This window comes from Ihubacter sp. rT4E-8 (genome assembly GCF_049852125.1).
Taxonomy (GTDB): Bacteria; Bacillota; Clostridia; order Peptostreptococcales; family Anaerovoracaceae; genus Senimuribacter.
Window position 1 is genome coordinate 1,229,520 of sequence record NZ_CP187532.1, and the last position, 21,793, is coordinate 1,251,312.

General features: G+C 42.1%; 22 protein-coding genes and 6 tRNA genes. 22 read left to right on the forward strand and 6 right to left on the reverse strand.

Translation table 11 applies throughout. The annotated features are described in order from the left end of the window. Nucleotides 1-7 precede the first annotated feature (7 nt). Both ACPW7J_RS06125 and mscL read right to left on the reverse strand, forming a co-directional pair. Nucleotides 8-1,042, reverse strand: a complete 1,035-nt coding sequence (locus tag ACPW7J_RS06125; protein WP_425757223.1) for a YeiH family protein — start codon at nucleotides 1,040-1,042, stop codon at nucleotides 8-10. A 100-nt stretch (nucleotides 1,043-1,142) separates the two neighbouring features. After that, complete coding sequence (gene mscL / locus ACPW7J_RS06130; protein ID WP_425757225.1) at nucleotides 1,143-1,535, reverse strand: large conductance mechanosensitive channel protein MscL; 393 nt, start codon at nucleotides 1,533-1,535, stop codon at nucleotides 1,143-1,145. Between the two features lie 205 nt (nucleotides 1,536-1,740). Here mscL and ACPW7J_RS06135 point away from each other — a divergent pair, with 205 nt between their 5' ends. The 4 genes from ACPW7J_RS06135 (at nucleotide 1,741) to ACPW7J_RS06150 (ending at nucleotide 4,981) form a co-directional block, all read left to right on the forward strand. After that, nucleotides 1,741-2,130 (forward strand): thioesterase family protein, encoded by a 390-nt coding sequence (locus ACPW7J_RS06135; protein ID WP_161875359.1) that lies wholly within the window; start codon nucleotides 1,741-1,743, stop codon nucleotides 2,128-2,130. A gap of 192 nt (nucleotides 2,131-2,322) precedes the next feature. After that, on the forward strand, nucleotides 2,323-3,003 hold the full coding sequence (locus ACPW7J_RS06140; protein ID WP_161875360.1) for a hypothetical protein: 681 nt from the start codon (nucleotides 2,323-2,325) through the stop codon (nucleotides 3,001-3,003). An 80-nt stretch (nucleotides 3,004-3,083) separates the two neighbouring features. Next, nucleotides 3,084-3,773, forward strand: a complete 690-nt coding sequence (locus ACPW7J_RS06145; RefSeq protein ID WP_161875361.1) for a phosphoribosylaminoimidazolesuccinocarboxamide synthase — start codon at nucleotides 3,084-3,086, stop codon at nucleotides 3,771-3,773. Between the two features lie 299 nt (nucleotides 3,774-4,072). Beyond that, nucleotides 4,073-4,981, forward strand: coding sequence for a LysR family transcriptional regulator (locus tag ACPW7J_RS06150; RefSeq protein ID WP_161875362.1), 909 nt, complete (start codon nucleotides 4,073-4,075; stop codon nucleotides 4,979-4,981). A gap of 105 nt (nucleotides 4,982-5,086) precedes the next feature. On the opposite strand, the gene ychF is transcribed toward ACPW7J_RS06150, so the two are convergent. Then, nucleotides 5,087-6,181 carry a redox-regulated ATPase YchF gene (ychF, locus tag ACPW7J_RS06155; protein WP_425757228.1) on the reverse strand — a complete coding sequence of 365 codons (1,095 nt, stop codon included), beginning with the start codon at nucleotides 6,179-6,181 and terminating at the stop codon, nucleotides 5,087-5,089. 4 nt (nucleotides 6,182-6,185) lie between these two features. Continuing rightward, entirely contained in the window at nucleotides 6,186-6,935 is a 750-nt protein-coding gene (gene lgt, locus ACPW7J_RS06160; RefSeq protein ID WP_161875364.1) for a prolipoprotein diacylglyceryl transferase, read from the reverse strand. Between the two features lie 118 nt (nucleotides 6,936-7,053). On the opposite strand from lgt, the gene sfsA reads away from it, so the two are divergent. The 13 genes from sfsA to ACPW7J_RS06225 all read left to right on the forward strand — a co-directional run bounded on the left by sfsA (nucleotide 7,054) and on the right by ACPW7J_RS06225 (nucleotide 13,287). After that, complete coding sequence (sfsA, locus tag ACPW7J_RS06165) at nucleotides 7,054-7,740, forward strand: DNA/RNA nuclease SfsA (RefSeq protein ID WP_425757230.1); 687 nt, start codon at nucleotides 7,054-7,056, stop codon at nucleotides 7,738-7,740. Between the two features lie 123 nt (nucleotides 7,741-7,863). After that, nucleotides 7,864-9,114: a DNA polymerase Y family protein gene (locus ACPW7J_RS06170; RefSeq protein WP_425757232.1), complete on the forward strand. Its 1,251-nt coding sequence runs from the start codon at nucleotides 7,864-7,866 to the stop codon at nucleotides 9,112-9,114. Then, nucleotides 9,111-9,380: a hypothetical protein gene (locus ACPW7J_RS06175; RefSeq protein ID WP_161875367.1), complete on the forward strand. Its 270-nt coding sequence runs from the start codon at nucleotides 9,111-9,113 to the stop codon at nucleotides 9,378-9,380. The genes ACPW7J_RS06170 and ACPW7J_RS06175 overlap by 4 nt, the downstream gene beginning before the upstream one ends. A gap of 186 nt (nucleotides 9,381-9,566) precedes the next feature. Further along, nucleotides 9,567-9,643: transfer RNA gene (locus ACPW7J_RS06180), tRNA-Met, on the forward strand. Nucleotides 9,644-9,652: 9 nt separating this feature from the next. Then, nucleotides 9,653-9,728: transfer RNA gene (locus ACPW7J_RS06185), tRNA-Val, on the forward strand. A 68-nt stretch (nucleotides 9,729-9,796) separates the two neighbouring features. Continuing rightward, a tRNA-Asp gene (locus ACPW7J_RS06190) sits at nucleotides 9,797-9,873 on the forward strand. A 107-nt stretch (nucleotides 9,874-9,980) separates the two neighbouring features. Next, nucleotides 9,981-10,056, forward strand: a tRNA-His gene (locus tag ACPW7J_RS06195). Nucleotides 10,057-10,065: 9 nt separating this feature from the next. Beyond that, nucleotides 10,066-10,140 (forward strand) — tRNA-Cys (locus ACPW7J_RS06200). Nucleotides 10,141-10,145: 5 nt separating this feature from the next. Beyond that, a tRNA-Gln gene (locus tag ACPW7J_RS06205) sits at nucleotides 10,146-10,220 on the forward strand. 376 nt (nucleotides 10,221-10,596) lie between these two features. After that, on the forward strand, nucleotides 10,597-10,794 hold the full coding sequence (locus tag ACPW7J_RS06210; protein ID WP_425757234.1) for a hypothetical protein: 198 nt from the start codon (nucleotides 10,597-10,599) through the stop codon (nucleotides 10,792-10,794). Between the two features lie 15 nt (nucleotides 10,795-10,809). Then, on the forward strand, nucleotides 10,810-11,178 hold the full coding sequence (locus ACPW7J_RS06215) for a tyrosine-type recombinase/integrase (protein WP_425757236.1): 369 nt from the start codon (nucleotides 10,810-10,812) through the stop codon (nucleotides 11,176-11,178). A 654-nt stretch (nucleotides 11,179-11,832) separates the two neighbouring features. Beyond that, nucleotides 11,833-12,192 (forward strand): hypothetical protein, encoded by a 360-nt coding sequence (locus ACPW7J_RS06220; RefSeq protein WP_425757238.1) that lies wholly within the window; start codon nucleotides 11,833-11,835, stop codon nucleotides 12,190-12,192. 294 nt (nucleotides 12,193-12,486) lie between these two features. Further along, nucleotides 12,487-13,287 (forward strand): hypothetical protein, encoded by an 801-nt coding sequence (locus ACPW7J_RS06225; protein WP_425757240.1) that lies wholly within the window; start codon nucleotides 12,487-12,489, stop codon nucleotides 13,285-13,287. Between the two features lie 700 nt (nucleotides 13,288-13,987). On the opposite strand, the gene ACPW7J_RS06230 is transcribed toward ACPW7J_RS06225, so the two are convergent. Further along, complete coding sequence (locus tag ACPW7J_RS06230) at nucleotides 13,988-15,139, reverse strand: PucR family transcriptional regulator (RefSeq protein ID WP_425757241.1); 1,152 nt, start codon at nucleotides 15,137-15,139, stop codon at nucleotides 13,988-13,990. A gap of 185 nt (nucleotides 15,140-15,324) precedes the next feature. Here ACPW7J_RS06230 and ACPW7J_RS06235 point away from each other — a divergent pair, with 185 nt between their 5' ends. The 5 genes from ACPW7J_RS06235 (at nucleotide 15,325) to ACPW7J_RS06255 (ending at nucleotide 21,121) form a co-directional block, all read left to right on the forward strand. Next, complete coding sequence (locus ACPW7J_RS06235; RefSeq protein ID WP_425757243.1) at nucleotides 15,325-16,269, forward strand: DUF1177 domain-containing protein; 945 nt, start codon at nucleotides 15,325-15,327, stop codon at nucleotides 16,267-16,269. A 15-nt stretch (nucleotides 16,270-16,284) separates the two neighbouring features. After that, the gene (locus ACPW7J_RS06240) at nucleotides 16,285-17,679 is read left to right on the forward strand and encodes a YfcC family protein (RefSeq protein WP_425757245.1); all 1,395 of its coding nucleotides are present in this window, start codon (nucleotides 16,285-16,287) and stop codon (nucleotides 17,677-17,679) included. Nucleotides 17,680-17,709: 30 nt separating this feature from the next. After that, the gene (locus tag ACPW7J_RS06245) at nucleotides 17,710-18,876 is read left to right on the forward strand and encodes a M20 family metallopeptidase (RefSeq protein WP_425757247.1); all 1,167 of its coding nucleotides are present in this window, start codon (nucleotides 17,710-17,712) and stop codon (nucleotides 18,874-18,876) included. A gap of 649 nt (nucleotides 18,877-19,525) precedes the next feature. After that, a complete protein-coding gene (locus ACPW7J_RS06250) occupies nucleotides 19,526-20,578 on the forward strand; it encodes a hypothetical protein (protein ID WP_425757249.1) in 1,053 nt (350 codons plus the stop codon). Between the two features lie 87 nt (nucleotides 20,579-20,665). Next, nucleotides 20,666-21,121 carry a hypothetical protein gene (locus tag ACPW7J_RS06255; protein ID WP_425757251.1) on the forward strand — a complete coding sequence of 152 codons (456 nt, stop codon included), beginning with the start codon at nucleotides 20,666-20,668 and terminating at the stop codon, nucleotides 21,119-21,121. A gap of 40 nt (nucleotides 21,122-21,161) precedes the next feature. On the opposite strand, the gene ACPW7J_RS06260 is transcribed toward ACPW7J_RS06255, so the two are convergent. Further along, nucleotides 21,162-21,776, reverse strand: a complete 615-nt coding sequence (locus ACPW7J_RS06260; protein WP_425757253.1) for a DUF4125 family protein — start codon at nucleotides 21,774-21,776, stop codon at nucleotides 21,162-21,164. Nucleotides 21,777-21,793: the final 17 nt, after the last annotated feature.

Sequence of the window (21,793 nt, forward strand, 5' to 3'; positions counted from 1 at the left end):
AATTCTTTTACCAGAGCCCTTGTATATGTTGAAGAATCAGACTGACGCCGGTAATGCCGATCCAGCAGCAGAGCCCCATGATCAGAGGTTTGCCGCCTGTCCTAACCAATTTAACGATATCAGTATTTAATCCGATAGCGGCCATGGCCAGAACGATGAAGAATTTGGATAATTCCTTGACAGGAGCAAAGATGTCAGAGGAAATTCCATTAGAGACGGCGATGGTAGTAATAATAGAGGCAGCGATGAAGTACAGGATGAAGAAAGGGAAGATGGACTTCATGCTCACCTTTTTTCCGTCTTCTATACTGTTTTGCTTTTTCGTGCGCCAGAATGCCAGAACCAGAGTGATGGGAATGATCGCCAGCGTTCTGGTAAGTTTGACGGTGACAGCCTTGTCCAACGTTGCGGAACCCAGATTGAACATACTATCCCAGGTAGAAGCACATGCTGTAACGGAAGACGTATCGTTGACGGCTGTTCCCGCGAAAATTCCGAATGCTTCTCCAGACGTGGTATCGAACCCGATTGCATTGCCAAAGGCAGGAAAGACAATCGCGGCCACTACATTGAAGAAGAAAATAATCGAAATAGCCTGTGCAACTTCTTCGTCATCGGCGTCGATAACCGGCGCTGTGGCGGCAATCGCAGAACCGCCGCAGATGGAGGAGCCTACGCCTACTAATGTTGAGATGTTAGAGGGAATATGCATAGCTTTGTGCAAAATGAAAGCAATAATCAGCGATGTTGCGATAGTGCATACGATAATCGGTAAGGATTGCTTTCCGGTTTCTACGATAACATTCAGGTTGAGCCCAAATCCAAGTAAGATAACCGCCCATTGCAGAATTTTTTTCGATGTGAATTTAATACCAGCTTCGAAAGACCCCTTTTCTTTAAAAAAGATTGTGACGATCATACCTGCAAGAATTGCAATGACGGCGCCGCCGATGATGGGAAAGGCTTTTCCCAGAAACCAGGACGGAATAGCGATTGCCAGACACAGCAGTAATCCTTTTCGGTTTTTATTGATAAATTCCATAATAGAACCTCCAGAAATAATTGATAACCAGGTTATTATATATTAAAAAGGGCCGCTTCGCAAGAGCAGCCTTTCTCTTATTTTTGGAATTTTTGTCCGTTTAATTATTTTTTGATTTGAGTAAATCTCGAATTTCCGTAAGCAGTGCGATATCCGCGGGAGTTTCAGGTTCAGCTTCAGACGGCTTATCTTCCTTCTTTTTCATAAAGTTGTTGAAAACTTTCATCATAGAGAAGATTACCAACGCGGTGAGCAGGAATACAATAATAGCCTGTATGAAATTTCCGACCATGATTTTAGCGCTACCGACGGTTATAACGATATTGGTGAAATCCAGTCCACCGATGACGATGCCCAGGATTGGCGTTATGATATCACCGACGAGGGAGTTAACTATGGCGGTAAAAGCGCCGCCGATAATAATCCCGATAGCCATGCTCATAACATCTCCGCGTGCGATGAATTCTTTAAATTCGGATAAAAATTTTTTCATTAGAACATTTCCTCCTTGGCTTGTACGAATAGGGTTAGTATTATATTAGCGGTATTTTTCTCAAATGGCAATAAGAAATTTCGTTTTAAGAAGTATTTTTATTGAAATTGATTTCGAGCTGGGTTATACTCGAAATATATGTTGATATGCCTCTGCACGCGGAAAAGGGCATTTGGCATAGACTTATGAAAATGGAGGAAAGAAGATGTTGGAAGTAGGCGTTAAGGGCAGACAGGAAATAGTGGTGACAGAGGAGAATACGGCTAAAACGTTGGGAAGCGGTCTTTTGGATGTGTTTGCGACACCGGCTATGATCGCTTTGATGGAAGGTACGGCCTGGAAGAGCGTGGCGGATCAGCTTGCTGAAGGAGAAGGTACTGTAGGTACGCATTTAGATGTGGCGCATTTATCTGCCACGCCTCTGGGAATGAGAGTGTATTGTGAAAGTGAGCTTGTTGAGGTGGACGGACGAAAGCTGGTATTCAAGGTGGCTGCTTACGATGAAGCGGGATTGATCGGAGAAGGTTTGCACGAGCGTTTTATCGTTAAGAATGAAAAGTTTCAGGCAAAGGCTGAAGCAAAGGCAAAGAAATAAATATAGAAATACAGAATGCGGCCCCTGCGAAATAGATGGCGAATCTAATTCAGCAGGGGTTTTGATGTTCCTTTAAAGTCTTAAGAAATCTTCAGAAATTTTGATATAATAGAATATTGACTTGATCTGTAATGTCATATACTATGATAATATAGGGTATTGTTTTTAGCGCACATGCAGAAAGGAACAGAGATGAAAAAGAGAGCTTTAGCACTGATTTTATGCGTGGCTATGATCGGAGTTATGACGAGCTGCGGCGGAAACAAAGAAGAAGAAGCGGCAAAGGCACAGAGAACCGCGTGGAATTCTATGACAGATCAAGAAAGAATGGTAGAATATAACAGGATTACCCGAGAGTGTCTGCATTTGTGGGAAGAATTAGGACGTAATACGCCGTATCCCGCTTTCTGGCGTAACGCGTCAATGAGAGTTATGATAGGAAATACTGTATCTGAGGCTGTAGATTATGCGCAGGAAGCAATGATTCGTACGTACGCAGTTTATGCGCTTGCGCAGCAAAAGGGAATTTCCGACGGTCCAAAAGATGTTGAGGCGTATATTCAGCAGAATATTTTAGATCCGTTTGCAGAGGCTGATAATAGCGGAGAGCTAGATGCTGCGGCAGAGGAAGCTGGAACCACCTTTGAGGATAGTGTATGGGCGTATTATGATAGCTATCGTTGGCAATATATTCTGTCACAGATCCCGGATTACAAAGGAGACGAGGATTTGGAGCAGTATGAGGAAGCTTTTAAGAAGACGGATAGCGGCAAAGAATTGGAGAAGGTTCTGGATGTTTGTAAAGAGATGTTCTGCGAGGGCGAGGATGATGAGACAAGACTGAAAGCAGCAGCTATCTATTTTGTCGAATAGATGATGTTGTATCTTTTCTTCTCCTGACAAATGTGATACAATGGGGACATCAAAAGAATGAAAATGAAGGAGAAACACATATGGAAAAAATTTATCAAGGTAAAACGAAAGATGTTTATGCGCTGGATAATGGCAACGTGCTTTTGAAATTTAAAGATGATTGTACTGGGAAAGACGGTGTCTTTGATCCTGGTGAAAATTCCGTAGGACTTACGATCGAAGGTATTGGCAGAGCAAACCTGCGTACATCTATCCGTTACTTTGAACTGATTAACGCCGCGGGCATTAAGACACATTATGTCAGCGCCGACGTAGATAATGCTACGATGGAAGTCCTTCGCGCAACGCCGTTTGGACAGGGCCTTGAGGTTATTTGCAGACTACGCGCTACAGGCAGCTTTATTCGCAGATACGGCAGCTATATTGAAGACGGCGCGGTATTTGAAAACGGCTATGTTGAGACTACATTCAAAGACGATGCAAAGGGTGATCCGCTGGTAACCAGTGAGGGCTTGGAGGTTCTTGGCGTTATGAGTCGTGATATGTTTGAAAAGATGAAGGAACAGACTCTGCAGATTACGAAGATTGTAGCAGAGGATCTGGCGACTATGGGTCTGGAATTGTGGGACATCAAATTTGAATTCGGATACAATAATGACGAGGTAATTCTTATCGATGAGATTGCCAGTGGAAATATGAGAGTTTATAAGGACGGCAAAATTGTAGATCCGGTAGATCTGACTGATATTATTCTGAGCCATACAAAATAAATGTGCTGTGTGTAGATATAGAGGCGGAAGAAATTCCGTCTCTTGTTTGTTTTTGCCGGACAAAGAAAAAACGAGGTCCAGTTCCCTATCTTGAGGCCTCGTTTATGGGTAAACACCGCCTATGTATTTAGTATAAATTGACAGAAACGAAATTTTTGGCGGCTGATATGTAAGCAAGCTTTTACTTGCTTTACACTTACAATAATAGTATAATGAGAAATAGGATAAATGTAAAACGAGAATTTCTCATATCAATTTAAAGAAAAACTTTTATGCATTAGGAAGGGGCGAAGGGCAGTATGAATAATCCTAAATACGAAGCAGCTTTAAGTGTCGCAGAGACGGGGAGCCTGAAAAAGACCGCGGAGCTTTTGGGATATACGCAGACCGGGATCAGTTATTTGATCAATACCTTGGAAGAAGAACTTGGCATGCAGCTCTTTGTCAGGAACTATGGCGGTACGGTTATGACTTCCGAAGGCAGATTGCTGCTGCCATATATTCGCAGTGTTTGCAATTGTGAGGGACTGCTGATGAATAAGGTGCACGAATTGAAGCGCTTGGACGTTGGACTCCTGAGAGTCGGAACTTTCAGCAGCGTACATACTAATTGGCTGCCGGCCATGGTCAAAGAATACAGGTCAGAGCATCCCGGCATGGAGGTGGAAGTGAAATGCTGTGATGATTATGATCGGTTGGAAGAAATGATCTGTACTGGAGAACTGGACTGTGGATTTGTCATATTGCCTGTAAAGAAAAAGCTGAAGGTGACAGAATTTTATGAGGATGCTGTAGTGGCTGTGCTGGGTAGGGAACATCCGTTGTCTGATCAGCCGTATTTTCCAGTCAGTGAATTGGATAACTACCCGTATATTCGGTCTTCTGTCAATTCGGAGAGAGAAGCTGATGAGATTTTTGATTTATATCATAAAAAACGGGATGTGGCCTATCGAGTAGATAATGATTTTACTATATTGTCTATGATTAGCAGTGGATTTGGCTTTGGCATTTTTCCTAAATTACTATTGGAGCATTTGAATTTTCCTATTGTGATAAAGCCTTTGAATCCGCCGGCATCAAGAAAGATCGCGTTTGCAGTGAGGGCGGCGGGGCCTGTGTCTCAGGCTGTAAAGCTATTTCAGGAAACTGCGCGGATTTGGATTGAGAAGTGGGCAAAGGAGCATGAATCATATGCCATAGGAGAATAATTGAACAAAAGCGGCCCTGATGAGGTACTGTAGAGCATAGCCTGGCTTGCGGCATGTTCAGCGTACCAATGCAGGACCGCTTTTTAAAATTTGTCAATTTATCAGTTAAACGTTAAAGAGGAAGGTAATGATATCTCCGTCCTGTACTATATATTCCTTGCCCTCAGAACGAACCAGCCCTTTTTCCTTGGCAGCGCTCATACTGCCTCCGCATTCAATAAATTTATCATATGCGACCGTTTCAGCACGAATAAAACCGCGCTCAAAGTCGGTGTGAATACGGCCGGCCGCCTGCGGCGCCTTCGCGCCTTTACGAATAGTCCAGGCGCGGCATTCATCTTCGCCTGCAGTAAGGAAAGAAATCAAGTTGAGAAGACTGTAGGAGGCCTTAATCAACTTGTCTAATCCGGATTCACTGATTCCCAGTTCTTCCAGAAACATGGCTTTTTCATCCTCGTCCAGTTCTGAAATTTCCTGCTCGATTTCCGCGCAGATGACTACGACTTCAGCGTCCTCTGTCGCCGCAAAGTCACGAACCGCTTTGACATGTTCGTTGTCTTTGCCGTCGGCGGCATCGTCTTCAGACACATTGGCGGCATAAATGATCGGTTTGTAGGAAAGAAGATCAAGGCTTGCGACAAAGGCAGCTTCTTCTTCATCGAGATCCATGGCTCTGGCTGATTTTCCTTCCGCGAGAAAATCATTGACACGATTCAGGATGTCCAGCTCTTTTTGCAGAGATTTATCGCCCTTTAAATTCTTGGTGGTTTTTGTAATACGCCTTTCCAAGAGCTCCATATCAGAAAGGATTAATTCGGTGTTAATCGTTTCGATATCGGACAGGGGATCGATTTTACCGTCAACATGGACGATATTATCGTTTTCAAAACATCTGACCACGTGAACAATAGCGGCGACTTCACGGATATGACCCAGAAATTTGTTGCCCAGACCTTCGCCTTTTGAAGCGCCTTTTACCAATCCGGCTATGTCGCAGAACTCAATGGTAGTGTAGACGGTTTTCTTTGAATGATATATTTCGTGGAGCGTTTTGATCCGCTCATCAGGAACAGTAACAACGCCTACGTTTGGTTCGATTGTACAGAACGGATAATTGGCCGCTTCTGCTCCCGCCTTGGTAATTGCGTTGAATAATGTGCTTTTGCCTACGTTAGGCAAACCGACGATACCTAATTTCATATTGCTAACTCCTCTTTTCTTTTTCTTTCTTCATTAAAATCATATATGCTGCCAAACAGAGCAGGAAGACGCACAGACTTAATACCTGCGCCTGCTTCAGCGGACCGATCATCAGGCTGTCTGTGCGAAGCTGTTCGACCAGACCGCGTTCCAGTGAGTAAAGCATACCATACAGACAAGCCAACTGTCCTGCAAAGCCGCGGCGCCGGTCGAGCCACAATAAGAACAGGAACAGAATCAGACACCAAAGTGATTCATAAAGGAATGTAGGGTGTACATATTGTCCATCCACGTAGATTGCCCATGGCAGCTCTGTCGGTCCGCCGTGCGCTTCTGCATTGAAGAAATTTCCCCATCTGCCGATAGATTGGGCTAAAGCAACAGCGGGAAATACGAGATCGGCCAATTCCAGGAAGTTGATCTGTTTATATTTGCAGATAAAAACGGCTACGATGATACCGGCAATGATGCCGCCGTGAATAGCCAGACCGCCGCCTCGGATGTTGAGAATCCGGCTGAGATCCCCGGCATAGTTTTCCCAGCTGAAAATGACATAATAGGTTCTGGCGCCGATAATGGACGCCGGGATCAGCCAGATGGCAAAATCTAAAATATCTTCACCCTTGATGCCGTGCTTCGGCGCTCTCTTGTAGCATAAAAGAATCGCCAGGACGAATCCCAGACCGATAAGGATGCCGTACCACCTGATATCTAATCCGAATAAAGTAAAAGCTATTGGATCTGGCGCTTTCATAAAATCTCCCCTTTGTGTAATTGTAAATTTAGGTTTACACGAAAATCCTTTGGATTTAAACATGCGCTTCCATTATACTGGAATTTCTGTTAAAATACAATCCATGAAATACGAAAATATGTGTAAAGGAAAATTTATCGGACGTCCTAACAGGTTCATCGCAGAGGTGGAAATAGATGGACGGACAGTGCGGGCGCACGTAAAAAATACAGGCCGCTGTCAGGAACTGCTCGTACCGGGGACAGAAGTATGGCTGGAAGACTTTGCAGAACGAATGGGAAACCGTAAGCTCAGGTACGCTTTGATCGGGGTTCAGAAGGGCGATCTTTTGGTCAATATGGATTCCCAGGCGCCTAACAAGGTCTGTGAAGAAGCTCTCATCTCCGGCGCCTTGAATTTGCCCGGTATGGAGAAGCTGGTGAAAGTACAGCGAGAGAAAACCTTTGGCCGATCGCGTTTTGACTTCTATGTGGAAGATATACACTGCCGCGGAGGATGGTTGGAGGTCAAAGGTGTTACTTTGGAAGAAGACGGTGTCGCAAGGTTTCCCGATGCGCCTACAGAGAGGGGCGTGAAACATGTTCTGGAATTGACACAAGCGGCGGCGCAGGGATATCAGGCATACGTGCTTTTTGTCATTCAGATGAAAGGCGTGTCCCGGTTTGAACCTAATGATCGAACGCACCGTGCTTTTGGCGACGCGCTGCGTCAGGCGAGAGCAAAGGGTGTCTGTATCATGGCTCGCGACTGTCAGGTCTGGACGGATGGAATGACGCTTGACGAAGCAATACCAGTATATTTATAAATGGTAAGTTTGGAGACTTTAAAAAGTAGCGATCTGGAATTTATTGTATCTTGAAAAGGACGCGTAGGGGTGGTATACTAAAATCGAGAAAAGAACATATGTTTTTTTTGGGAGGTGGAAACAATGCGTATTCTGCATGTGGACGTAAATTCCGCATATCTCAGCTGGACTGCCGTGGATTTACTGGAAAAAGGATATCCGTTGGATATCAGAACCGTACCGGCAGTCATTGCTGGTGATCCTGAGGACCGGCACGGGATTATACTGGCGAAGTCCATACCTGCGAAAACATATAAGATTGCAACAGGTCAGAGCCTTTTTGAAGCCAGGCAGAAATGTCCGCAGCTGCTGATATTCCCTCCGGATTACGATTTGTATTTGGGATGCAGCGACGCCATATATGATGTTCTCCATAGCTATTCACCGCTCATCCAAAGATACAGCATAGATGAGTGTTTTGTGGATTTTACCGCCTGCGAGGGACGGCTCGGACCTGCTGAGCAGATTGCTTTTGAAATTAAGGAAAGAATCAAGAAGGAACTTGGCTTTACTGTAAATGTTGGCGTAGGCTCTAATAAGCTGCTGGCCAAGATGGCAGGGGAATTATCTAAGCCGGATAAAGTGCATACGCTGTTGAACCGAACAGAGTTGGAAGAAAAGCTGTGGCCTCTGCCAGTAGGAGAGCTGTTTATGGTAGGCAGCGCTTCGGCGCGTGAGTTAGAGAGAATCAATATCAGAACCATAGGAGATTTGGCTCGGGCGGACAGCGTTTTGCTTCGCGGACTTTTGAAAAGTCATGGGCAGCTTATATGGGAGTATGCCAATGGTATTGACGGCGATCGTGTCATTCCTAATGGAGAGATCGTGCAGAAGGGATTGAGCAATAGTATGACGCTGCCTGCTGATGTGACAAGCTGTCAGGAGGCGGAACAGTATCTGTTATCCTTGACGGACAGAGTAACTGGACGATTGCGGCGTCAGGGATGTAAGGCTTCTTTAATCGGAATCAGCGTTAAGGCTGCGACGTTTGTACGGTATAGTCATCAGGTGCAGCTGCCGTTTTTTACCGACGATACGACGAGAATTTACCAGTATATATGCCGGCTTTTTGAGGAATGCTGGAAGGGTGAGCCGGTACGTCAGCTGGGGGTCAGACTGTCGGAATTTGTGAGAGCTGACGAATATCAGCTTTCCGTATTTGACTTTGAAAAGATTCCGCGGGACGAAGCGCTGAATCAGGTAGTGGATCAAATTCGCGCCAGATTTGGGCAGACCGCTATCTATCGCGGGACTTTTGCCAACTCTGCATTGAAGCCTTTGGAAGGCGGAGTTAACGATGGGAATTACATGATGATGGGAGGATACAAGCAGTGAAGATTGTGGCCAAACCTGTTGCGATGATTGCAACTTTTAGTTCTGAGCCGAGTAAAAAGCCCATACCATATAAGTGGAGATTTTGCCGGGAGTGCGGTGAGAGAGTCGAAGTCGTAGTGGAAAAGATTCAAACTGTGGAGGAAAGCAGACTTGCAGGCATCGACGCCCTGGTTTACACTTGTCAGTCCAGAATTTTGGATCAGGAATATATTTATCAGTTGAAGTATATTATAGGGCAGTACCGATGGGAACTGTACAAAGTATAGACGTATAAAATTATTTTAATGTGATAAACTATTATAAGTTATGACTGCTGCTTACCGCAGGAGGACAGGATTGTCGGAAAACAACTTAAAAGAAAATCGAAAAAGTTGGAAAAAAGTTGTTGACAAACGGAGGGGTATTTGGTAATATATTTCTTGCAGTGATTTGAAGCAATCGTGTAATTGCGTGGCGGTGTAGCTTAGTTGGCTAGAGCGTCCGGTTCATACCCGGAAGGTCGGTGGTTCGACTCCACTCGCCGCTACCATTTTTTTATGGGCGTTTAGCTCAGCTGGGAGAGCACCTGCCTTACAAGCAGGGGGTCATAGGTTCGAGCCCTATAACGCCCACCATTGTTTCAAATCGAAGCAAATTGTGAGATGATTTGCCGGAATGAATACGGTAAATTAGTAAGTAATGCGGCCTGGTAGTTCAGTTGGTTAGAATGCCAGCCTGTCACGCTGGAGGTCGACGGTTCGAGCCCGTTCCAGGTCGCCAATTTTTTTAAAACTTCCATTGCATTATGCTGGAAGATGTGCTAAAATATTTTTGCAAATGCTGAGCATTTAGGATGACAGTAAATTGCACGTTTTAGCAGAGAGATGGTGGGTATCGTCAAGTGGTTAAGACCCAGGGTTGTGGCTCCTGTATACGTGGGTTCGAATCCCACTACCCACCCCATATAAATGCGGCGACATAGCCAAGTGGTAAGGCAGAGGTCTGCAAAACCTTTATTCCCCAGTTCAAATCTGGGTGTCGCCTCCAAATGTTGGGGTATCGCCAAGCGGTAAGGCAATGGATTCTGATTCCATCATGCGCAGGTTCGAATCCTGCTACCCTAGCCAATTACACGAAAACCTGATTCCGAAGAATCAGGTTTTTCTGTGGTTTTTGATCAAAATCCCCGCTGCTGCGATTAACCAGCACAATCGAAAATCATATTTTGCCCCGCTGCGGGCAGACGCCATTTTTAAGTTTAACTGGAAAAGACATTGAGTTAATTCTGGATCGAATATTTGAAAAGGGATTAAGTCATTTGTCTGTTAAAAAAGTTTACGATGCATTTAGTGGGTGTTTCGATTATGCTGTGTATGTAGAAAAGATTTTGGAGATACAAGAAAATCCAATGCTGTCAGTTACGATGATTCCGGAAAGCCACTTCAAAGAACATAAAGACATTGAAATTTATGATTCGAGAGAAGTTTAGCGATTCAAGGAAGAATGTCTAAAGAAAGACAGTCAGAACCGATATGTTTACAAATACGGAAGATTATTTGTGTTCATGCTGTAAACCGGACTGTGGGAAGGGGAGGCCTGTGCATTAAAAAATCAGATATCAATTTTGAGAATGGCGTAGTGAAAGTAAGCAAGACGGCAATCACCGTAAAAAGGGAGCCGGACAACGAAATTCCATATTAGGATACAGTAATTCAGATGAAACCGAAAACGGAACGAAGCAGACGACTGGTTCCGCTGAACGCAACCGCCAAAAATATGGCAAGGCTGCTCTTTGCGGAGTTTCCTGATAAGGATTTGTCTATCTATACTGCAAATCATCGAATTGTAGCACCTGCAAGTTTGAATAAATATCTGGCAACCATTAATCGAAATGCAGGTATTGAGAATAAAAGCGGGGTGCATAAGCTGAGAGATACTTTTGGTTCGTTACTTTTTGACAAAGGAATGGATTTGCAGCCGGTATCTGATTTATTAGGACACGCAAACAGCCGAATTATAGAAAAATACTACTTGAAGATTCTGGAGAGAAGAAAAATAGAAGCTATTAATATGATAGAAATATAAATGAGCTAAAGAGTATCTGCAGCCGGGCAATTAAATCCTGGCGGCATTTTTATATAGGTGAAATCTTCTTAATTAAATTATAGATAAAAAAGGGAAAATCTCGAAAACAATTGTAAGTACAGGAAAATTGTGCTATAATCTTAGTAAAATTAAAATTAACTTATACTAAAAATCATAATTATATATCATTAAAAATTAGTAGAATTTAAGGTGGGAACGCCTGACTAAAAAATAGGGAAATTATAACGCCGAGCTTAACAGCTCGGTCTTTTGTTTAAAAAGATTTAAGGAAAATGCTTGCAAAAGCAAATTTGCTGAACTGAATCGCGACTTAAAAAAGAAAGCAGGTCGCGTGCAGAGGGCATGGCGAAAGCCATGTAAAGATTTGATTTTATGATTTTCAAATGGGCAACAAAATAATAAATTTTGCAGAAAATAGTTATATTTTGTACTAATTGAAAATGATTTTCAGATTCAGGAGGTGGTTTTCATGAAAAAAATAAACCCTTTCAATTTAACATTTGCCATTTTGAAAATCAAATCTATTTTTAACTTAAATAGAAAGGCATGCTGCATCAATTCGAAGCGGCTTTTGCCGAATACAAATCCTCTAAACCCAATCTTCTGAAATGGCGGGAGACGGTAGTTCATCGAATGAATAAAACAATAGGATACATTCCGAATCGAAACGGAATCATGATTGAGCAATCTGGCAAAATCCTTTTGCAAGAGCTAATCGGTTTTTCACCAATTGCAGCAGCTGATTTCTTCAACATGAAGAAATCGCATCCGAACAGGTATGGCTTCTGGAATACTGTGCTCATCAATGCATATGTTTCGAAAAATGAAGAAATCGAAGCTATGATGTTCCTTGCTGGATATCCATTGGATTGCGGTGCAAACAGGGAACATGCGAAAGCAAGGGCTTTTTTGGAAGTTGTGTTCCAAATGGAAGAAAAAGATATTGGTATAATAAGAGAGTTGGCCTATGACATAGGAATTCCAATTAGTTAACCCTAACACCATCAAGGAGAGTCAAATCTTCTTGGTGGTTTTTTCTTTGATTAAAATAAAATGTCACGGATTGCAATTAGATAATTAAAACCTAAATTTATTATTTTATCAAATTGTAAATTAAAAATCAATACATATTAATTATTTCTTGAATATATTTTTTTAGGACTAAAAAAAGTATGATATAAGTACGCTAAGGCCTGGCGCAAAAAAACTAAGAATCGAAAGGAGAAAAAAATGAATATCTCAAAATTGCAAATTGATCCTCAATGCCTAGGTGAAAGGATGTTTCATATGCATCTGTTTTTTTACTCTGGTTCACCAGTTCGATTTTCGACTTTAAAAAAACGATTTCCCTTAGCTCATATCGAAAAAGCGTATGGATCGCTACAGGAAAATAGATACTATATATGCAAAGAGGGGAAGTGGACTGACACAAGGAAAGCAGAGACATCAGTAGAAGGCAGCTTTGAAGAAGCCGGGCATATTCCTTCAGAAAAAGAAGAACGCTTTCCTGCGATGTCAGTTTTACTGGATAAGGTAGACGAAGGGGCTGCAATTCGAAATATCATTGAAGAACTGCCGAGTCTCGCCTTAAAAGTAAAAGACATTGAAGCGCTCCAAGATAAATATTATGGCGAACAATTTTTAGGAAGAAAAAGGAATATATATGTGACCTACATATGGGGTGTAAATGAGGCAGACAAATTATATTCCATCTATAAGGAGCATGGATTCTTGAATGTGTGCCGTGTAACAAATTATCGGGAGAAAAAGGGAATCTCCTTTGACACCTACAGAGGTCACTCGGTTTTGGTATTTGATAATTTTCGAGGACAAATACCGCTGCAGGAAATGCTGACCTACTTGGACTGCTATCCGCTTACTTTACCGGCAAGATATGACGATAGAATTGCCTGCTATATGGATGTGTACATTGTTTCTGACCTATCGCCTGATAAACAGTATTCGGGAATTTCTTCAAAAAAAGTACGTGGAAGATTTTTGAAAAAACTGGATAGGATAGTCGAGTATAAAGAAGACGGTACAATTAATGAACTTGTGTTGAGAGAAAGAGAGGTTAAAAATGAATAGCAGGGGACGTGAACGTTTACGTAGCGAAAGTGAATTTCGCTATTACTTAGCAAGATTTGAGAATGGTATTCAGCAAATCTTAAAAAACAAGTCAAAGCGATTAATGGCAATCGCTTATGCAGCGATAGTAGTAGTTATTCTGGTTGTATATAATCTTTACCGGATAAATAATCCCTATGCAGCTGGTACATGGCAAAACAGAACACATTTTTCGTATAAAATTATAACCGAGAAATCTTCTTGTAACTAGGGAATATCCTCCAGTTTAAGACGCGATCAGCAGACTTATCTGGGGGATTTTTTTACTTGAAAGTATTGGAATTTCAATGGATTCGTGGCATACCCCACAAAAACAGTAGAGGGCATATACGTGAACAGTACAGCAAAGGCTAAAAAATGTAAACACTTTACTGAGAAAGCGATTTGTGATTGTTCCTCCTTTTTTCGTGGGCGGCCTGCTTCGCTTGGCAGCGTCACCTGGCGTCTCCGCCTTCGCTGCTGTCTCCTCATCGATTCATTGACAAAAGTGACAGATTTTTTATTTTTTGTCCATTTTGTCAGTAAAACCGTTGAAAACAGTAGGAAAGTCGGCAAAACACTGACAAAACTGATAGAATTCCGGAAATTTGTCAATTTTGTCAGTGCCGGAGAGAGGAATGCCGCACCGGCGGGGAGATGCAGCACCGGCCCCTGGCGAAACTTAGATATATGGTCGAATCTTAAAGAAAAATGACAGGTCTGCGATGGTGCGGGAATCCGACAAATCAAAACCGGTTAGCTCCTCTATTTTTTTGATTCTGTAAAGTAGTGTATTTCTGTGAAGGAACAGCCTCTTGGCAGCTTCTGCTTTGGATCCTAGTGAAGCTGTCAGGACAGAAAGAGTTTCTAACAGATTTGAGTTATGATGGCGGTCATAGTCTTCCAGCTGTGTGAAGGTTTCGTGCAGGCAGCTGCGAAGCTTTTCGTTGCCTTTGAAGTCTAATAGAGCCTGCTCCAGTGTGAATTCGCTGATGAAGAAAGGAATTTTATCAGGATTTTCGATGGCTCCAATCTTTAATGCGTCCAGAGCATCCTGAAAGGCTTGATGCAGTGAGGTATACTCTGTAATCTTTTTTGAAATTCCTGCTCGTGCAAGAATATTATAGTGTTGGCTTATGCTGCGGCACGCAGTCTGGCAAAGGTTTTCCAGTAGCGGTTTTGGTAAGGCATCCGGCAGCAGAAAGATGAAGTGGTCGTTGTTTGACAGCAGAATATGTGATGGAACCATGGAATCTACAATACTTTCCAGTGTTTTCATGATTTCTTCCTGACGTGAAAACTCTTTGGAGTTAAAGAGAACCAGACGCAGAGGAAGCTTTGGCCACTGCATGGCCTCCGCACGCATGCGAGCCTCCTGTTCGGACTGAATACTTCCGGAAATCAAGTCGATATAGAAATAATTGCTCTGAAGCTGAAGTGTCTGATCGTTGTAAATCATCTGCATCAGAGGTACAACCAGCGAGGATGCAGGCATATCGTCGGGCACCAGAATCAGAGGGATATTCAGCTGATTGGCTGTGTCAATTATATCTTGTGACAGGGTGCCTATAAAACGGGTTTTAATCGCAATCCCGGCACTGCCAGTATGGTGAAGATCAATCAGAAGCTGTTTCAGCGCGGCGGGATTTTGAGAAGTACAGAGTGAATAACCAGTGGTAATCATCAAAAGATTTGGACGCAGCCAGGGCTGAATGTCCGGGACTTCCATGCTGTCTGTATAGAGAATGATGTGATTTAGTCCACCTCTTCCGGCGCGAAGCTGACATTCCTGATAAGCACTGAGATTCAGTGCGTCTTGTACGGTTACTGCCATATAGAACCTCCTTTGCTATAAATATTTTAACATTTTATACGATAGAATGGAATATATTTTGATAAATTTTACAGATTTATTGTGCAAAAAGCACGAAAAATGTCGATATAATTCGGATGTTATGAATGTAGACTAAAATTGTGAGATTCTTTAAAATTGTAAGCAGAAAAACAAAGGAGGGAAAAATGCTATTAAAACAAGTCATTGAGTTATTTGATTTGCTGGATTCGCCGAAAGCCAGCGGACAGGCAGTAAAGGATTATCTGCTGTCTGTCAATTCTGCAGCTGATGTGGATGTGTACCCGCTGAAAGGACCAAAGGGATATACGGATATGATCCGCATTAAAATTGCAGGTACCCGTGGAAAAAGTAAAGGCATGAATGCACCGACCATCGGCCTTTTAGGAAGACTGGGAGGGCTAGGTGCCCGTCCGGAAGTAACTGGTTTTGTTTCTGATGGCGACGGAGCCCTGGCAGCATTGGCAGCTGCAGCTAAACTGCTGGACATGCAGGCAAAGGGCGATTATCTGGAGGGAGACGTAGTGGTTTCTACCCATATTTGTCCGGATGCGCCAACCAGACCTCATGAGCCGGTACCTTTTATGGATTCTCCGGTGGAAACAGCACAAGTAAACCGTGAAGATGTCTCTGCTGATTTAGACGCCATTTTATCAGTTGATACCACAAAAGGAAACCGTATCATCTGTCATCGCGGAATTGCAATCTCCAATACCGTAAAAGAGGGATATATTCTGCGGTGCAGTGAAGATCTGCTGGATGTAATGGAACGTGTAACAGGAGAGCTGCCGAAAGTATTTTCTCTGAGTACGCTGGACATTACACCTTACGGCAATGATCTGTATCATCTTAACAGTATTTTGCAGCCAAGCACTGCAACCGGTGCACCGACAGTAGGTGTAGCAATTGTGACAGAAAGTACGGTTGCCGGCTGTGCAACTGGTGCAACGCAGTTTGCAGATGTAGAAACTGCTGCAAGATTTTTGGTGGAAACTGCCAAAGATTTTGGAAAAGGTGTATGCTGTTTCTACGATGAGGCAGAATATGCAGAAGCTGTACGTCGTTACGGAAGTCTTGCGCATTTGCAGACTTTAGGTGTAATAAAAGAATAAGAGGAGGAGCCGATTATGAAAGAAAAGAAAAAGTTCAAGATTCCCCATACCTATGTCATCTTAGGTATCATTATTATTTTAATGGCAGTTCTCACTTGGATTGTGCCAGCAGGGGAATTTGATCGTGTAGTAGATGAAGCTTCCGGAAGAACGCTGGTTGTACCGGGCTCTTATCACCAAGTAGAAGCAAATCCTGTAGGACTGTTTAGATTGCTTACTCTTGTACAGGAAGCAATGATAGACTCAGCTGGAATCATCTTCTTTATCTTCTTTGCGTATGCATTTGTATACATGCAGATAAAGTGTGGCTCATTTGATGCAGCGGTAGGCGCAATGCTGCGAAAACTCCATGGTCACAAGGCCTTTATCATTCCACTGTTCATGCTGGTCTTTGCAATTTGTGGATCTACTTTCGGAATGACTGAAGAAACCTTTGGATTTATTCCGGTATTTATGGGGATTGCTGTAGCACTGCGCTACGATGCTTTAGTCGGCGGTGCACTGGTGTATGTGGGTGTTATCACCGGTTTTGCAGCGGCAACGGTCAACCCGTTCACCATTGGCGTTGCGCATAATATCGCAGAACTGCCGATGTTCTCCGGCCTCGGCTTCAGATGTATTGTCTTTGCTGTATTTATCTGTGTATCCATTCTGTATGTAATGCGGTATGCCAAGAAAGTGCAGAAGGAGCCAAGACTCAGCATCGTAAAAGATATCGAGCTGAGCGCGGAAGGATTATCTGAAGAAGAACTGATGCAGACGGAATTTACTACAAGACACAAAATCAGTATGCTTCTGTTCCTTGTTACAGTAATTCTGATTATGTACGGTGCAGTAAAATTAGGCTGGTATATCAACGAAATTGCAGGTCTGTTCCTAGGTATGATGATTTTAGTAGGTCTGATTCAGAGAATGAACTTTAGTCAGATTGCCGAAACCTTTATCGAAGCATGTAGAGATATCATGTTCGGTGCGCTGGTATGCGGTGTGGCAAAAGTGATTCTGTTAGTTATGCAGGACGGCATGATTATCGATACTTTCACAAATGCAATCGTTGGAATTGCAGACACTAAATCTAAGTACCTGTCTGCATTTATGATGCTGATTACACAGAACCTGCTGAACTTCTTCATTCCTTCCGGAAGCGGACAGGCTGTAACCAGCATGCCGATCATGGTTCCGATTGCAGATATGGTAGAACTTCCGAGACAGGTTGCAGTACTTGCTTATCAGTTCGGAGACGGATTCTCCAACATGATCTGGCCTACTTCTGTAGCAACCTGGTGCGGTATGATGAAACTTCCTATGGACAAATGGTACAAGTTCGTGCTGCCATTGGCGGGAATTCTCTTTGCACTGGAAACGGTATTTATCATGATTGCAACTGCAATCAACTACGGTCCGTTCTAAAATGGCAGACGGAATAACAGGAGAAGAATTATGTTGAACTATGTAGATGAATCTTTGAAACAGGAGCTTCTGAATCTGAGCCGGTATATTTATGAACATCCGGAACTGGGCTATGAGGAACGCTTATCCTCAGCGGCACATGTGGAACTTCTGAGAAAGCACGGTTTTGAAGTCGAATATGGTTATGACGGCATTGAGACAGGATTTCGTGCGGAATATGTAAACGGAAACGGCGGCCCGACGATTGCATATCTGGCAGAATATGACGCGCTGCCGCAGGTAGGACACGGATGCGGCCACAATATTTTGGGAACGTTAAGCACTGGTGCAGCCATTCATTTAAAGGAAAATATTGGTGATACCAAAGGAAGAATTGTGGTAATCGGAACACCTGCTGAGGAAACTGACGGAGCAAAAGTAAAATATGCGGAGGATGGTGTTTTTAAGGATATCGATGCGGCACTGATTTCTCATCCGTTTTACGCAAATGTAAAGAGCGGAATTTCTTTTGCGCTGAAAGCACTGCGCTTTACGTTCATCGGAGTTGCTGCGCATGCTGCGGCAAATCCGGAGCGCGGAATCAATGCACTAGATGCTTGTATTTCTGCATTTTCTAATATTGGACTGCTACGTCAGCAGATGCTTCCGACTGCTAGAGTACACGGCATTATTACGGAAGGCGGAACAGCACCGAATACAATTCCGGATCTGGCTTGTGCAGAGTTTTATATTCGTGCCACCAGTAAGTCCTATTTGCAGGAACTTGCTGACAAGGTTTGCGACTGTGCAAAGGCTGGTGCACTTGCTGCCGGTGCTCGAGTTGAAATCACAGAGTTTGAAACCGGCAATGATAATCTGCTGACAAACAATGCTCTGCAGGAATGTCTTTGTAGAAATCTGGAAAAGGTTGGCATTTGTGATATTGAAGATGCAGGAGAGGCTAACGGCTCTACTGATGTAGGCAACGTAAGCCACGTGTGTCCGACCATTCATCCGTCCTTCAATATTATGGCGCCTGGTGAAGTGCATTCAACGCATACAGACGGATTCCGTGAAGCAACCCAGCGGGAGCCGGCAAAGGAATCCCTGATGAAAAATGTTTGCGCTATGGCCATGGCGGGAAAAGAAATCATGGATGATCCGCAGGTGCTTGCAGAAGTTCGGGAAGAATTTGAATACGCTGTCGCACATGACTGATTACTACGGAGGTCTTCGGACCTCCTTTTTAAATTATGTTGAAATTTGATTAATATATATAAAAATTTTTCCAAAGAAAAAAGAGAGTATCAAAACTATTTTTTGTCTACAGTCTGACATGATTCTTCGGAATCAGGTTTTTCTGTCTTTTTGATAAAATTCCTGGTTGTTATGGAGAAAAAATATAAATTTCCTCAAATTTCCAAAATGTTATTTTGCGTTGGAAAACCCATTAAAGTAGAGAGAATTCCGAGTCACAAGGTGATGGGATAAGGTAATTTTTGAAGAACTCCTTGATGATAAATTGTTTATCTGTACTACGAATTATTTAGTCATTACTCGGATAATATTTAATACATATTTATGTAATAAATATATATTGACAAATATATAAAAAATCATTATAATATAAAAAGCGTGAAAAGTGAAAATTTTGATTTGTATAATACTTTATATTATTTTAAACTTATCTATGTAAAAAGGGGAGATGTATATGAGGGTAGTGAGTTGAAAGAAATAATAAAAAAGAGTTTTTCAAAAAAACAAATGACGTAGTGCGACGTATCAAGTAATTAAGAAAAACTCTATCATTATTGTGAATGATAAAGTTTCTAAAGTCAAGTAACAAATATGAAAGAAAGGAGAAAATATGAAGAAATTTGTAAGTATTTTACTCATATTATCTATGGTGTTTGTAATAAGTACATCGTCTTTTGCTTTGCAGTCTATTGATATTGGACAGAATGTTGCTAATTATAATGCTAAAATTGTGGAAAAAGTAATAGGTACTAGTAAAATTGATAAAAATATTAAAGAGAATACGAAGTATTACTCTATAGATTTAGGTGATGTGGATTATATTATTCCAAGAAGTGGAGACGAAGTAATTTCATTTAAAGGTGAAGCTTTTGGTATAATAAAAAAGACATTGCCAAAAGACTTTTCTGATATTAAAAGTGTACAGACTTCTAATGGAACAATTGTATACAACTCAAATAGAAGTTCTATGGCATTATCAGTACAAGTAATAGAAGAACCTGTAGATTTTAGTTATATTCAAAGCACGGTAATACTGAAGGATTTTTCTGCACCAAAGAGCTTTTCTTATCAATATAACCTTCCTGAAGGCTATCAGCTAGTTAGAGATAGTGAATATGGACTTGAATCAGGAAAGCAAAGTACAGGAGCAATTTTTGTTGTGAATGCATATAATGAAGTTATCAATGTAATCGAGTTAATGCCTGCGGTTGATGCTAACGGTAAAAAAGTAGAAGCAGATTATGTTCTTAAAGATACAACTTTATCAATGAGAATAAAACCTGATACCAATACTACATATCCGATTATCGTTCCGCTTGTAGATCATCCTAATAGAATAAAGACTACGTATATGACGAAATCAGAAGTTCTTGATGTTAGAAATAAGTTCAAAACTAGCACTGAATCAAATGCATTTTCATATCTTATTAGTGTTGTATTGTCACTTGTTAAGGACATGTCAATAGTAGGAATTGCATGGGGGACAGTGACTTTCATGGGGACTCAATATAATTCTAAGAAATTTGAGACGTGGGATAAGTTTTATGTTGAATTTAAAAAAAATTATGCTAAAATCGATGCGACCTACAAATGGCATCCAGGCCAAAGATCATATTATCCCACAGGTTCATTAAAGTGTACATACGTTGCTGGTAAATCCTAAAGTGAATAGTTTTTTGCAGTAGAAAAATGAGAGGATATGGTAAATTGTGTGTACCCTCTCATTTCTAACATTTACAGGAGGTAGAAAATGGAGACGGGATATTATTCTGATTCAAAGATAAAGAAGAGGTGTATCAGTCTGGTTATAATTCATATTCTTTTTGCAGTTTCCAGTGTGATTAGCGGGAAGATTTATGGAAATGATTTTTCCTATATGGCGACCTTTACTTCTATCACTTTTTTGGGCTGTGTAACGGCATATGGGGTATATCTGATAGATAGGAAGATACAAAGCTTATTAACTGCGATTGCAAAAAAGGATGAATGCAAAACAGCGGTGAGAATGCATATGGTTCATAATGCTGTTATAACCGCTGTTGTTTGTATCGATTTTTATTTGTACATGTATTTCATTAACTGGGAAAAAGGATCCGTCTGGAAGTACGGAATGGGGATGTATACAATTCTAGCAATCTCCCTTGTGATCCTTGCGGGATGTTTAACCTACATGTGGTTTCATCTGAAAACCAAAAGAAAATTATAATGTAGTTCCAGTATTTCTCCTTTGCTTGTAAAAAACCATATTAGGTACGGCAGCTGGCTTCAGCTTCTTCTATGCTGCTATATCCGTATAGCTTTACCATGGTGTCCTGAATCATCAGCGACATAGATTTTCCGGCGGATTTCAAATTTTCCACATAATCAGCATAAAGCTGCAAAAGCTCTGTAGGATATGTCTCAAATTCACCTCTGGCGTAGGTTTCCATGGAGGTGAAACCGGAAGCGTCTCCCTCTGAAGTAATGGGGCGTCCGCGGCCTGCCAGCCCTGGATAGGCGACAGCAAATTCTTCCTCCCACTGCAGCAAAACAGGAATTATTTGATTGATCAACCGATAATTAACTTGCGGGACTGGAGGCATATGTGCCGCAAGGTGTTTATTGAAATAATGTAAATCCGTATATTGCATCATACGGGCATATTTTTCTGTGACTAGATTGCGTCCATTCGCTTCACAGTCGCAGAGAAAGCTGTAATAACAACGAATCATACGGTCGCTCCAGTTTTCATACTGGCTGCGGCGCATGATGTAGAAGGTTTCGTAGTCGTCCTGACAGTCTGCACGTCCGCCGATATTAATGACCTTCTGGAACATATTCCACTCAATGGTGATGATGTTTTCTATTGTATTTATAAGCATTTTTTTCTCCTTTACAT